We start from the raw sequence: 12,564 nt of genomic DNA, 5'->3' as shown, positions 1-12,564 counted from the left end.
CAAGCGCAGCTCCAGTAGAGCCGAGCGAGGGGGCAGAAAGGTGGCCCCCACTTTTCCGACGAGAGGTATTTTCACTATCGGTGAACCCCAGCTTTGTTATCTGAGGGCCTGTCGTCTACCTTCCTGGCTGCCTTTTCAATGAAGGCTTTGAAGACGAGCTGCAAGTTGCGAACCGGTAGCCTGCGTTAGCCCCGCGCGGCCATCGACCAAAAACAATGACTTGCAAAACGGCCGGTATAGCCACGATCGATCATCCACGGCCACCCAGCTGCGATGCGGCATTTCGTTGGCCCAAAGCCAGGCGTGGCACTCCGCCTCCCGCTGATAGCCTACTAGCGTATTCGGGACGTTCGTTAGATCGCAATATCTGGGGGTGACGCCGTCGATCATCGCGGCAATGTCCGGAGAGAACCTTTGCAGGAGATCCTCATAGGACTTCTCCAGGCGCCAGGTGCTGGTGATCACGACTTGGCACTCTGCCACCTGCCGTAACGCATCTTCCAAGATAGGTAGGCAACAGAAGTGCCTCGACTCGTGGCAGTGCTCTGGGTGCAGGACCCCATCAAAATCCAGAAAGAGTATGGGCACAGCGCGACTTCAGAAACAGATTTCCAACAGGGCTAAATATTTTTCCGAGTTAGCGAGCCAATGAGACTATTTGGTCGTGGTCTTTTTAGTCTCATTGGACGGAAATCGGGTGGATGTCTTCCCGAAAGCGTGTTCCACCCCAAGCCGACTTTGGTCGGGCGCTGCAGCAACTGCGCGCGGCACGCGGCTTGGTTCAGGAAGACATGTTGCTGGCAACGAGCCGCCGACACATCAGTCGCATCGAGCAGGGACATCAAGTGCCCAGTATCCGCACCATCGAGGTATTGGCCGAGCAGATGCAGATACACCCTTTGACCTTGATTGCTACCGCGTACTGCCCAGACCTGGACACGAACTTGGTCAATGAACTCCTCAGGACCGTCAAAGCGGACTTCAAGGGCATCATTTCAGACTAGGCGTGGCATTCCGAGTCGGCCTGTTCTTTGGCATGCTGAACCAGAATTTGAAGCCCTTATCAGACCGGTGCCAATGGGTGTGGCATCTTGGCGTTGCAGCATCCGATTGACGATCTCCCGATCCACGGCAGTGCTGAGCAAGCACAGTGCTTCTTGCAGAGTTTCCAGACCCACTTCCAAGCTGTCGCCTGAACGCTTGGCTCCCGCCTTGGTCAGAAGCAACAGGGTGAGCGGTAAGGCAGCACGAGCGGGATCATGATCCCCGCTCCAACCCGAGCCAGACAGAAGGTCTCGGAGCTGGTCTGACACCAACAAAAGGTGGTTGTCATTCAGCGCATCCGGCAAGATGGATTCCCATCCCCGTGATGTGATCAGACCCATCATGTCCTGTGGACCAAACTTTCCGAGAGTCGCTTTTTTTAAACGCAGCATCATTCGCCATTCCAGTTAATATGAGACCAATTGGTCCCGTTCGAGACCGTGGCGTGCGAAGATAACTGAACAGAGATGGCGTTTTTTCGTTCCAAGTGCGCCCGTCTCCCAATGGAAATATACCGGTTGCCCAAATGCGCTTAAAGAGGCAACCAGTCTGTTGTCTCATTCGTTTGCCCCGTGAAAAACCGCCTGAATCTCACCCGCTTGGCCGAACTTGATCGGCAGTTTTGCGATTTCGCGAAGCTGCAGCGAAATGCCACGCCCAGGTGTGGCTGGGCAAAGACGGTGAGATTGGCCTTGGGCATGAGTTCCAAAGCGCTAGGTGAGCGTTTGGGCATGACGGCACAGGGAGTCCGCAAACTGGAGCAGGCCGAGGCCAACGGCACTATCACGCTGAATACGCTTACACGTTTGGCTCATGGCCTGGACTGTGAAGTGCACTACATGTTTGTTCCCCGAACCAGTTTGGTCGAGCAGGTGCTCAACCGTACTCAAGAGATCGCTGGAATTTCGTTGCCGTCCACGTTGAAGGGGGCGGAGGCGCTGACAGATGCAGAGACGCTGATGGCCCTTACCAGTGCGCTGGTAAAAGTGAGCAAGCGTGGCCTTTGGTGAGTCAGCGCTGGTTCTCCTACCGATACAACCCCGCGATGAGTTTGAACTTCGTTGCTATCATTAGCGCAAAGCAAGCCCCCGGTGCGACCTCTGCGAAAGTATGCCCCCGTGGGCGACGTTTTTCTGAGAGGTACTTTGATGAAATCGCTCTCCGAAGCTCGCGACAGCTCTTGAGAGATCCCCGCGCCATGGAATTGCACCGCACAGGTCAGGCTGCCCGCAAGGCGAAGCGCGTCATCACAATCAAGGTCAAGCACGCTCTTCCTGTCATCACCGCAAGGGAATATGCGCGCTCGGGCGATGCAACCAAAGATCCGACACTCAGGCGACGCCGCTGTGCCATTGTTAACGGGACTGATCGGTAACTAGTGGACACGAATTCTGCCCCCATCGCCCTAGAAGACCACATCGCTATTCTCACTATGCTTGTGCGGCGCATGGTTGATGAGTCTGGCGACCCAACTGGTTTCGACGCACAGGCCTGGCTTGATCACTGGCTCATGGGGGTGGTCCCAGCATTGGGTGATCGGAGGCCTCTCGATGTGCTCAATGAGCCCGGTGGCCTGGAGGTTCTGAGAAGCTTGCTCTTGCAGGCCCAGTACGGAGCGTTTTCGTAGGTGTACGAAGGGTGTTGGTAAGTTCTGAGTCCGATCTGGACCTGCCTTCATCCCCGCTGGGCAAATTGCCACCAAACAGAATCCCGACATACGGTTATGTCCACTAACCAGAATTCCCCTTATCTCCCCGCGTCCACTCCACGCAGCGCGGACGTCGTTCTGTACCTGGACCTCGATGGTGTTGTCCACCATGAGAAGGTGCTCTGGCATCCCCGCAAAGGCATCCACATGAGTCCGTATGAGGCTGCAGGACATTCCTTGTTCGAATGGATCTCTGTCCTGGAGTCGGTGCTTGAACCCTACCCAGCCGTTGCCTTGGTACTGAGCAGCACCTGGTGCATCCGTCCCGGATACAGCGCAACCCTCAAACGCCTTCCTGTCTCCTTGCGTGCTCGATTTATTGGTGGGACGTACCACAGGCGTGTGCATGGCGTGGATCCCTGGAACCTTTCCATGTTCCGCACCACCCCCCGGGGCGTGCAAGTTCAAGAGGACGCTCAGCGCAGAAAACCCCGGCAGTGGATAGCTCTTGATGACGATCTGGAGGATTGGCCTGACTCTTGTTGGCAAAACCTGGTCGCATGCGATGGAACAACGGGCTTGTCAGACACCGGAGTCCAACAGGAGCTGGGGGAGAAGTTGCGCTGCTGCTTTTCGGCTCTGTCCGACAACCACTTGTAGTTTCTATAAACAACCAGCTGACGAGGGACGGGCGGCGAGAGCAGACACTTTGCAGCCCGTGGTAATTGGCATACTGCTGACTGCTACTCTGTTTATGTGCTGACACTGGGCTTTGCCCACATTGATGTTGGCGCCGATGAATCTTGACAGTGTCATGTGTATCTCCTTGGGTTTGAATGCACGTGACCCGGAAACTGCACCAACTCCTAGCCAGCCGACGGGTCACGTGTGACAGTTTGCTGACCGTATGCCGACAGCTTGCGCACCGCAGGATTACAAGTTTGTTATGTTGTCGCGCCTGGCTGTGTGATCGATTCGACACTGCCGGGCATGGCATCGGCCGGCGCTCCAAAGTGGTCGTTCCGCCTGGGATGCCACTACAATTTTCCGGATGCACTCCCGCACCCGACTGCTTGTTTTCCTCTTGGTACTGTTGCCGCTGCAACTGTGCTGGGCGGCAGTGGGCGCGTACTGCAAAGATGAAGGACCGGGCTCCTTGCCTCCTGTGGCAATGCATTGCTGCGAGCACGCCCAGCTGCGGGACGGAGCAATGGATGAATCCACCCGAGCTGGCGATGCAGCGCCCAGCGTGGACTGTGGTTCCTGCCATCTGCAGGGCACCGAAGCCTTTCAGGCGCAACGCGATCTACTGCCGGCCTTTCCCCTGGGGCGCTTTTACACCGACACGCGCGGGTGGCCGTCTTCAGAGTCCGTCAGTCGCCCCGAACGCCCGCAGTGGCCCGCCCTGGCCTGACCAGGGCATCGGTCACCACCGTCTCCGATCCCCGCCAAGCGTGCCAGCACAGCGTGTGCTGGCCTCATTAGCATGCCTTCGGGATCTTTCCATGTCCTCCACTGTCGGGTCGAATGGCTCTGGAATCTACACACGCAGTTGTGCCTTGATCGGTGCCTCCTGCCAGAACCGTTGTTCAAGGAGGCGTCGATGAGCCGGCCCTCGGTGCTGCTCCTGATCGCCTGGCTGCTGGCTGTGTCCGCCACCGGCAGTGCGTTGTTCATCGGCGAAGTCATGGGCATGGCTCCTTGCGTCTTGTGCTGGTACCAGCGCATTGCCATGTTCCCGCTGGCCTTGCTTCTTGGAATGGCCTTTTACAGCGACGACCGCCGGGGCGCTGTCTATGCCTTGCCTCTGGCGCTGGCGGGTGCGGTCGTGGCTGGTTACCACAGCCTCTTGGCGGCAGGCCTGGTGCCCAAGGCTTGGGTCCCCTGCGGCGCCGGCGTGTCATGCGCCGATCAGAAGCTCGACATCCTCTACGGCATTGAGTTGCCCTGGCTTTCACTGGCGGCGTTCATTGCCATCGCCGTCTCGCTCTCCCTCTATCTGCGAAAAACAGACAAATGAAACACCGAAAACTCATCATCTTCCTCGTGCTGGGCATGGCCTTTGTGGCCTTCCTTGTCGGCGTGAATCTGTACCAGAGCCGCGTGCAAAGTGCACAGGAGCTGCAGGTGGCAGGACAAGCCGAACGCCTGGTCCGCATGCATTCACCCGTGATCGGGCCCCGTGAGGCACCCGTGACCATCGTCGAGTTCTTCGATCCCGCCTGCGAGACCTGCCGCGCCTTTTATCCGGTGGTGAAGGAACTGATGCAGCAGTACCCCACCGAAGTGCGGCTGGTCATCCGCTACGCGCCTTTCCACCAAGGCTCGGAGCAGGTGGTCAAGCTACTGGAATCGGCCCGGCGGCAGGACAAGTACCTGGCCGTGCTGGAAGCGGTGCTGGCCGCACAGCCGCAGTGGGCGGACCATGGAACCCCCAACCTGGAGTTGGCCTACAAGGCGGCTGAACAGGCGGGGCTGGACATGCAACGGGCGCGGGCGGACATCGCAGCCCCTGCATTGGACGCCGTGGTGCTACAGGACGTGCAGGACCTGACCGCCCTCAAGGTCGAGAAGACGCCGACCTTCTTTGTCAACGGGCGCCCGCTGCCCAGTTTTGGCCACAAACAGCTGACTGACCTAGTGGCGCAAGAGGTCTCCAAAACCAAGAAATGAAAGCGGGACATTCAAGTAAGCGCTCCGCAAGCCCACCGGTGGACTTGGCGCGCGCTGACGAACGCTCAGTGGGAATGCGCATGCTCCTTGGTTTCTGAGCGGCTTGGCTTGGCGGCTGGCTCCACCCGTGTACCGCGAAGCAGACGCAGTCCGTTGGCTACCACCAGCAAGCTCGCTCCCATGTCCGCGAAGACCGCCATCCACATGGTGGCCGTGCCAACGACCGCCATCACCAGGAAGACGCTCTTGATGCCCAGCGCCAGGGTGATGTTCTGCCAGAGAATGGCGTGGGTGCGCTTGGATAGACGCACTGTCTCGGCGACGCGCTGCAGGTCATCGTTCATGATGACCACATCGGCTGCTTCCATGGCCGTGTCGGTTCCCGCCGCACCCATGGCAAAACCTATGTCGGCCTGCGCTAGCGCCGGCGCATCGTTGATGCCGTCGCCGGTCATGCCGGTGGCGCCATAGCGCTTTTGCATTTCCTTGATGGCATCGAGTTTGGCTTCGGGCAGCAGATCGCCACGGGCATCGTCAATGCCGGCCTGGGCAGCGATGGCCTTTGCCGTGGCAGTGTTGTCACCCGTCAGCATCACCGACGTCACTCCCAGCGCCTTGAGGTCGACGATGGCCTGCTTCGACGTCTCGCGAATGGTGTCCGCTACCGCAAACAGCGCCAGGACGCGCGATTCGTCCGCCAGGAGAGTGACCGTGCGGCCTTGTTTTTCATGGGTGGCCAGCTCCGCCTCCAGCTCCGGACCGCACAGTCCTAGCTCATGTATCAGTCGGTGATTGCCCAGCATCAAGCGCACACCATTGACCATGCCTTCGACGCCGCGCCCAGGCAAGGCCTTGAAGCTTTCTGCTTCTGGACCCTTTACATCCAAGCCCTGGACAATCGCCTTGGAAACCGGGTGGTCGGAACGAGCCGCCAGGCTGGCAGCCATCTGCTGGACTGCGGCCTCGTCACCGGCACCCCACACCTTCCACTTCACCAGCTTGGGTTTGCCTTCGGTGATGGTGCCGGTCTTGTCCAGCGCCACCGCCTTCAGAAGCCGGGCATCTTCCAAGTAGGTTCCGCCCTTGATCAAGATCCCACGGCGCGCTCCTGCGGCCAATCCGCTGACCACCGTGACCGGCGTGGAAATGACCAGAGCGCATGGGCAGGCGATCACCAGCAGGACCAGGGCCTTGTAGAGCGCCTCCAGCCAGGTAAGTCCCATCAGGAAAGGAGTGAGGACCGCCACCGCCACGGCAATGGCGAAGACTGCGGGGGTGTAGATGGAGGCGAACCGATCCACAAAGCGCTGCGTCGGAGCGCGCGTGCCCTGCGCCTGCTCAACGGCTTGGATGATCCTGGCCAGGGTGGTGTTGCTCGACAAGGCTGTGACCTCGAACTCCAGCTCACCAGTCTCGTTGATCGTGCCGGCGAACACCTGGTCGCCAGGTGCCTTGTCCACGGGGATGCTCTCGCCAGTCACGGGGGCCTGGTTGATGGCGCCATTGCCCTTGGTCACCTTACCGTCCAGCGGCACGCGTTCGCCCGGCTTGATGCGCACGGTCGCTCCGATGGCCACCGAAGCCACCGGTGTAGCGGTCCACGCTCCGTTGGTGCCCAGTACCAAAGCCTCTTCGGGCGCCAGTTCCAGCAAGCCCTTGATAGCGTTTCGGGCCCGGTCCACTGCCTTGGCTTCGATGAGCTCCGCAATCGCGTACAAAGCCATCACCATCGCGGCTTCTGGCCACTGACCAATGAGGAATGCGCCGGTGACGGCCACCGACATCAGCGCATTGATGTTCAGCTTGCCGCGCAGCAGCGCCGCAAGGCCTTTCTTGTAGGTGTCGATCCCGGCCAGCCAGATAGCCAGCGCGGCGATGGCCATGCCCACCACCTTCCAGGCCATCTGGTCTGGAGCAAAGAACGAGAGGACCTCAGCCCCCGTGGCGAACACCAGCGCGGCCACCAAACGGGAGATGCCGCCTGCAAAACCATGTCCATGGTCGTCGCCTTCGGCTGGTTCGCCCGCCTGTCCGCCCTCGGAGCCATTGGCGCCGGCCACTGGCTGCGGATCGAAGCCCGCTTTGCGGATGGCGTCGAGGGCCAGCGGGTAGGTGCCTTCGTCGGCATCGATCTTCAGCGTCCGCGCACCGAGCTGAAAGCCCAGAGAGCGAATCCCATCCAGAGGCTCCAGCGCCCGGCGAATCTCCGCCTCCTCGGCGCTGCAGTCCATGGTCGCAATGCGAAACACCCGGCCCTGGCTACCCTGGGTGTCTACCGCAGCGACCACCGGCTGTGGATCGAAGCCCGCCTTGCGGATGGCATCGAGCGCCAGGGGCAAGGCGCGATCCTCCGCATCGATCTTCAGCGTGCGCGCGCCGAGTTGGAAGCCCAACGAGCGGATTCCCTCCAGAGGTTCCAGCGCCCGCCGGATCTCCGACTCCTCAGCGCTGCAGTCCATGGTGGCGATTCGGAACAGCTTGCCTTGGCCCGGGATGCTTGCGGCTGCAGGGACCGCTGCTGCGGAACTGGAACTGCCCGAGGAGCAGCAGGTGTCAACAGTGGTGGGAGGTGTGCTTGTTTCTGATTTCATAGCCCAATTGGAAACCTTGAAGTGGCTTTAAAGTCAAGCAGCAAAAAGAATATGACTGCTTTGTCCTGGGTAAATCGGATTTCTGAACGGTCCGTACCCAGTCGCAGGGGCACAGGATCGACCCCACCCCGTTGAAAACCACCATCAATTCGGGCGAATTTCGATTCCCACATTCGTTACCCCATTTTCTGACGATGCGAATGGCTTGCCCTGATGCATGCGTGCAATACCGCCTACTATGGCCAAACCGAGGCCATGGTTGCTCTGCCCATGGCTGCGCGCAGGATCTGCGCGGAAAAATCGATCAAACAGCTGCGGAAGTATCTCGGGATCGATCGTGCTGCCGTAGTTGGTGACACTGATCAGCACACGACCCTCATCGGTGGTTCTGAGGTTGATCTGGACGATTGAGCCAGAGCTCGCGTATCGAGTGGCGTTGCCGAGCAAGTTCGACAGGGCCCGGCGCAGCAACGGCACGTCGAAGGCGCCATGCGCATCACCAACCACTTTAGCTGTGAGAGCTGCCTCGGACAGCGCGGCCTCGTGGTAGTCCAGTACGTCAGCAGCCACTGATGCAAGGCTCGCCACGGGCGCGCGGCGCGCTCCCACACCCCGATCCGCCTGGGACAGGAACAGCATGTCATTTACGATGCCGGTCAGGCGGTGCAACTCCTCCAAGTTGGACGCCAGCACCTCGCGCATATCCGCCCGCTCAGGGCGCAGCAAAGCCAATTCATTGTTGGCAATGAGCGTGGCCAAAGGCGTGCACAACTCATGCGCCACGTCCGCATTGAAGCCCTCCATTTGTAAATACGCCTTCTCAATGCGCGCCAGAAGCGCGTTGAACTGGTCGATCAGAGGCACGAGCTCAAGGGGCTGCTCGGCGCTGTCGAGACGTTGATGTAGATTGTCAGCCGACACTGCGCGCGTCTGACTGGCCAGTCTTCGGACGGGCGCCAGGCCCAAGTTGACCAGGGAGAATCCGCCCAGCGATACAACGATGGCCCCACCGATGGCTGCGACCAGCAAGGTAAGAGCAAGTCGGTGCAACAACTGGTGGTCGGTTCGAATGTCCAGCGACAGCTGAACGCGCAAGTTCTTTGAGGGAGTCTGGTCCGCAGTCTGTGCTACTTCGAACTGCCGTTGGCGCCATACCGTCTTGGCACTCTGGTTGCGGGCGTGGGCGTAGATAACCATCCCGTCCGCCTGCGCGACTTCGAGCGACAGATCTCCGTGCCCAACAAGGAAGTCATCGAGTTTGTGCGCAAGGTCTTCCGAATCCCCATGCTCCTTGCCATCCTGCAGCAAGTGCCGAATGACGGTTTCTTTTTGTGCCAGCGTTTCCTCTTGCCGATCACGAAAATTGAACTCGGTCACCAGATAAACCATCAGACAGACCACCCCGAGTCCGGCAAAGCTCTGCAGCGCCAGCCACCACGACAACCGCTGGCGCAATGAGCGATGTTGGGCCAACGCCTTCATCCGTTGCGGTCCTCCATGACATATCCCATGCCGCGAATGGTGTGGAGCAGCGTAGTGTCAAACGGCACATCGATCTTGGTACGGAGGCGCCGGATCGCGACCTCCACCACGCTGGTATCGCTGTCGAAGTTCATATCCCACACCTGCTCAGCGATCTCAGTGCGAGAAAGCACTTCCCCTTTTCTTCTCAGAAACAGCGTCAGGAGCAGAAATTCCTTGGCAGTCAACTCCAAACGCTGACCACGCCGGGACGCTTTGCGCCGTACCAGGTCCAATTCAAGGTCCGCCAAACGCAGTTGCGTGGGCTCTGCGGCATCCCTCGCACCATGGGTCCGCCGGAGCAGCACCTGAATGCGGGCGCTCAGTTCGGAAAACGCAAAGGGCTTGACCAGATAGTCGTCAGCACCCGTCTTGAGTCCCAATACCCGATCCTCGACGCTGACCCTTGCTGTCAACATCAAGACCGGCGTCTGCTTGGTCTTGCGAAAGGCTGTTAAAAGGCTGAAGCCGTCGATCCCTGGAAGCATCGCGTCCAAGACCAGCAGATCGTGCACGCCTTCCAGAGCCATGTGAAGGCCATCCACCCCGTTGTGTGCAACGTCCACCACGTAGCCGGCCTCTCCCAGGCCCTTGCGCAGATACTCGGCCAGCTTGACTTCGTCTTCGATGAGCAAAATTTTCATGCTGCCATTCTCGAAGAATCCGGCCTGTTCGTAGTTTACGAATTTGTTATCTGGCTGTTGGCGCCTTGTCGCACTCGGTTTTTTAAAGTATCCCTGTGTCGAAAGGCATAGTCCCGGCAAATCGCCGAGGGCTGATTTAAATCAAGGGACAACACCATGACCGTTCGCAAACCCCTCACGCTCACTTTGATTGCCTTCGCTATCGCGGCTCCAGGATTGGCATCTGCCTCGTCGCTGTACCATCCCGCCGACGGCGAAGTGGGCATGACCACCCATCCCGACCACACGCAGAGCACAATGTCCCGTGGCGATGTGCTTCAGGCTGTCGAAGTAGCGCGCCGGGATGGCACGCTGGCGACCCTTTCACGCGGGGGGGCGTTGCCTGTCAAAGCAACGGGCGCAACGAAGACCCGTGAGCAAGTTCAACAGGAATTTCTCAACATGTCTGCAGCTGAAAAGAAGGCTCTTCAGGACCTGAACGGCGGCGCTCGCTGATTTCTAAACCCAGCGCTCCGCAGCGGCCATCCACGCCCGAGCGCGCCCTTCATGACGCATGCTAGACTTCAAAAATGTGCCGCTTGATCGCCGTTCTTATGCTTGCATTGCTTCCGTTCCAGTTCAGCTGGTCTGCGGTGGCAGCTTATTGCATGCATGAGAGCTCAACCTCGCAGTCGCAGCATTTGGGGCATCACGAACACAAGCATGAAGCCAAAGGCGGGAATGGTCAGGCCGAAAAGTCCAGCCAGGGTGCAGTTGCATTTGATGTTGACTGTTCAGTTTGCCATGGCGCGGGTATCGGGGCCTTGAGCTGGTCAGATGCAAAGCCAGCCTTTTCCCATGACAGCCGTGTGGAGTCTTCCCCAGGCCAGCGTCTGCTGGCTGTAACGCCCACGCCCCCTGACCGCCCTCAGTGGTCCGTCCTCGCCTGATCGGCGGGGGCATCTCACTTTTCTTTTTCAGTCTTGTCCGCCATCGCGGCGGAAGCAGTTGCGTGTGTTGCAGCTGAAGTGACTGACGAGTTGCCAGGCAGCTGCACGGTTGCCAGTCCGCCGATTCCCTCGTGTTTTGAAATCACTGGAGAATCGGATGTTCAAGGGTATTTACCTTCAAGAGATGCCGCACGCATGGCGCGGCGGTAGAAAGATCAAGCTCGCGGCAGGCGCCGCAGCTATATGGCTGAGCGCCTCGGGCGGTGCCTTTTCCCAGGGCCTACCACCAGGGCCAGCCGTTGGCGAACGAGCACCTCAGTCAGCTGCAGCGGCCGCAGCTGAGCCTTTGTCCCTGGCCAAGGCCATCGAACTAGCCCTGGAGGGAAATCCGGAGGTGGCTGCGGCAAAGCGCCAATGGGAGGCAACCGAAGGACAGGTTCTTCAAGGACGCTCGCGCCCCAATCCAGAGCTCGCGTACTCGCTGGAAGACACACGCTCCAAAACACGTACGCAAAGCTGGCAACTCAATCTTCCCGTGGAACTGGGTGGAAAGCGTGCGGCACGCACTAAGGCGGCCGAAAAAACGCGCGAGCAAGCACAGGCCCAACTCGCCGAGCTGCAAGCCACCGTGCGGGCCAATGTCGCTGCCGCTTACTTTGATGTTCTGACTGCGCAGGAACGATTGGTACTGGCCAGAGACAGCGCAGCGCTGGCCAAATCTTCAACGGATACCGTCTCAAAGCGTGTAGCCGCTGGCAAAGTATCCCCAGTGGAAGAGTCCAAGGCCCGGGTTGCCGAAGCCGGCGTTCGCGTCGAACTCGCCCAGGCCGCAAGCGAACAACGCAATGCACTGTCTCGCCTTTTCGCGCTGTTGGGACGGATCGATGCGCCGTACACCGTCCTGGAGGGCAAGGCCGAGAACCTGCCCTCGGTCCCGAGCCTCGTCGATCTCCAGCCCCTGATTGCTTCTTCGCCAGGCGTGGTACTTGCGCGAATCGAGGTGGATCGGCGCAAGGCCTTGACCGACCTGGAACAAAGCAAACGCGTCCCCGATGTCACCGTCAGCGTCGGCATGCAGCGCAGCAACGAGACGCAGCGCAACGTCCTTCTTTTCGGGGTCTCTTTGCCTCTTCCCGTCTTCGACCGCAACCAAGGCAACCTCCTGGAGGCGCTGAAACTTGAGGACAAGGCCCGCGATGAGCTGCAAGCAGCCACCGTGCGCCTGCACAGCGAAGTGGCGCAGGCACGAGAGCGCCTTTCCACGATCACCGCAGAGGTTCAGTCACTGCAGCAGGAAGTTCTGCCCGGTGCGAAGTCGGCCTATGACGCCGCCACCATTGGTTTCGAGAACGGTAAGTTCAATTTCCTGGAAGTGCTCGATGCCCAACGCACTTACTTCACAGCCAAATCCCAGTACCTCAAAGCCCTTGGCGAAGCACACCGTGCGGCGGCTGATATCGACCGCCTGCTCGGGGCCAGCATGGTTCCCGGCCTGATCGCAACGCAACACTGAG

General features: G+C 59.6%; 16 protein-coding genes. 11 read left to right on the top strand and 5 right to left on the bottom strand.

The window, feature by feature from the left end; translation table 11 throughout:
• Window positions 1-135 precede the first annotated feature (135 nt).
• Window positions 136-588: an HAD domain-containing protein gene (locus tag ACQ4MJ_RS08690; RefSeq protein ID WP_192424956.1), complete on the bottom strand. Its 453-nt coding sequence runs from the start codon at window positions 586-588 to the stop codon at window positions 136-138.
• A 113-nt stretch (window positions 589-701) separates the two neighbouring features.
• On the opposite strand from ACQ4MJ_RS08690, the gene ACQ4MJ_RS08685 reads away from it, so the two are divergent.
• Window positions 702-1,004: a helix-turn-helix domain-containing protein gene (locus ACQ4MJ_RS08685; protein ID WP_082836262.1), complete on the top strand. Its 303-nt coding sequence runs from the start codon at window positions 702-704 to the stop codon at window positions 1,002-1,004.
• Here ACQ4MJ_RS08685 and ACQ4MJ_RS08680 read toward each other — a convergent pair.
• A complete protein-coding gene (locus tag ACQ4MJ_RS08680) occupies window positions 996-1,439 on the bottom strand; it encodes a hypothetical protein (RefSeq protein ID WP_431152959.1) in 444 nt (147 codons plus the stop codon). The genes ACQ4MJ_RS08685 and ACQ4MJ_RS08680 overlap by 9 nt on opposite strands.
• A gap of 177 nt (window positions 1,440-1,616) precedes the next feature.
• Here ACQ4MJ_RS08680 and ACQ4MJ_RS08675 point away from each other — a divergent pair, with 177 nt between their 5' ends.
• From ACQ4MJ_RS08675 to ACQ4MJ_RS08645, 7 genes are all read left to right on the top strand, one after another.
• Window positions 1,617-2,054, top strand: a complete 438-nt coding sequence (locus ACQ4MJ_RS08675; protein WP_192424958.1) for a helix-turn-helix domain-containing protein — start codon at window positions 1,617-1,619, stop codon at window positions 2,052-2,054.
• A gap of 188 nt (window positions 2,055-2,242) precedes the next feature.
• A complete protein-coding gene (locus ACQ4MJ_RS08670) occupies window positions 2,243-2,419 on the top strand; it encodes a hypothetical protein (RefSeq protein WP_158236318.1) in 177 nt (58 codons plus the stop codon).
• A 57-nt stretch (window positions 2,420-2,476) separates the two neighbouring features.
• Window positions 2,477-2,671, top strand: coding sequence for an antitoxin Xre/MbcA/ParS toxin-binding domain-containing protein (locus ACQ4MJ_RS08665; protein ID WP_192425386.1), 195 nt, complete (start codon window positions 2,477-2,479; stop codon window positions 2,669-2,671).
• Between the two features lie 96 nt (window positions 2,672-2,767).
• Entirely contained in the window at window positions 2,768-3,352 is a 585-nt protein-coding gene (locus ACQ4MJ_RS08660) for an HAD domain-containing protein (protein ID WP_192424959.1), read from the top strand.
• A gap of 550 nt (window positions 3,353-3,902) precedes the next feature.
• On the top strand, window positions 3,903-4,106 hold the full coding sequence (locus ACQ4MJ_RS08655) for a hypothetical protein (protein WP_099741086.1): 204 nt from the start codon (window positions 3,903-3,905) through the stop codon (window positions 4,104-4,106).
• 189 nt (window positions 4,107-4,295) lie between these two features.
• Window positions 4,296-4,712 carry a disulfide bond formation protein B gene (locus ACQ4MJ_RS08650; protein ID WP_057267842.1) on the top strand — a complete coding sequence of 139 codons (417 nt, stop codon included), beginning with the start codon at window positions 4,296-4,298 and terminating at the stop codon, window positions 4,710-4,712.
• Window positions 4,709-5,365 (top strand): DsbA family protein, encoded by a 657-nt coding sequence (locus ACQ4MJ_RS08645; protein WP_192424960.1) that lies wholly within the window; start codon window positions 4,709-4,711, stop codon window positions 5,363-5,365. The genes ACQ4MJ_RS08650 and ACQ4MJ_RS08645 overlap by 4 nt, the downstream gene beginning before the upstream one ends.
• A gap of 65 nt (window positions 5,366-5,430) precedes the next feature.
• Here the strand turns inward: ACQ4MJ_RS08645 and ACQ4MJ_RS08640 are convergent, their stop codons facing one another.
• The 3 genes from ACQ4MJ_RS08640 to ACQ4MJ_RS08630 all read right to left on the bottom strand — a co-directional run bounded on the left by ACQ4MJ_RS08640 (window position 5,431) and on the right by ACQ4MJ_RS08630 (window position 10,121).
• The gene (locus ACQ4MJ_RS08640) at window positions 5,431-7,956 is read right to left on the bottom strand and encodes a heavy metal translocating P-type ATPase (protein ID WP_370540303.1); all 2,526 of its coding nucleotides are present in this window, start codon (window positions 7,954-7,956) and stop codon (window positions 5,431-5,433) included.
• A 144-nt stretch (window positions 7,957-8,100) separates the two neighbouring features.
• Window positions 8,101-9,438, bottom strand: coding sequence for a heavy metal sensor histidine kinase (locus ACQ4MJ_RS08635; protein ID WP_192424962.1), 1,338 nt, complete (start codon window positions 9,436-9,438; stop codon window positions 8,101-8,103).
• Entirely contained in the window at window positions 9,435-10,121 is a 687-nt protein-coding gene (locus ACQ4MJ_RS08630; protein WP_121420067.1) for a heavy metal response regulator transcription factor, read from the bottom strand. The genes ACQ4MJ_RS08635 and ACQ4MJ_RS08630 overlap by 4 nt, the downstream gene beginning before the upstream one ends.
• Before the next feature lie 156 nt (window positions 10,122-10,277).
• Between ACQ4MJ_RS08630 and ACQ4MJ_RS08625 the strand changes: the two genes are divergently transcribed.
• The 3 genes from ACQ4MJ_RS08625 (at window position 10,278) to ACQ4MJ_RS08615 (ending at window position 12,563) form a co-directional block, all read left to right on the top strand.
• Window positions 10,278-10,616 (top strand): DUF4148 domain-containing protein, encoded by a 339-nt coding sequence (locus ACQ4MJ_RS08625; RefSeq protein ID WP_192424963.1) that lies wholly within the window; start codon window positions 10,278-10,280, stop codon window positions 10,614-10,616.
• A 74-nt stretch (window positions 10,617-10,690) separates the two neighbouring features.
• The gene (czcI, locus tag ACQ4MJ_RS08620) at window positions 10,691-11,050 is read left to right on the top strand and encodes a cation efflux protein, CzcI family (RefSeq protein WP_370540304.1); all 360 of its coding nucleotides are present in this window, start codon (window positions 10,691-10,693) and stop codon (window positions 11,048-11,050) included.
• 157 nt (window positions 11,051-11,207) lie between these two features.
• Complete coding sequence (locus ACQ4MJ_RS08615) at window positions 11,208-12,563, top strand: TolC family protein (protein WP_192424965.1); 1,356 nt, start codon at window positions 11,208-11,210, stop codon at window positions 12,561-12,563.
• Window position 12,564 lies beyond the last annotated feature (1 nt).

Source organism: Acidovorax facilis (assembly GCF_050626955.1).
GTDB classification, from domain to species: domain Bacteria; phylum Pseudomonadota; class Gammaproteobacteria; order Burkholderiales; family Burkholderiaceae_C; genus Acidovorax; species Acidovorax facilis.
Note: the sequence above shows the minus strand (reverse complement) of the source record. Positions and strands in the feature narration are given on the sequence as shown.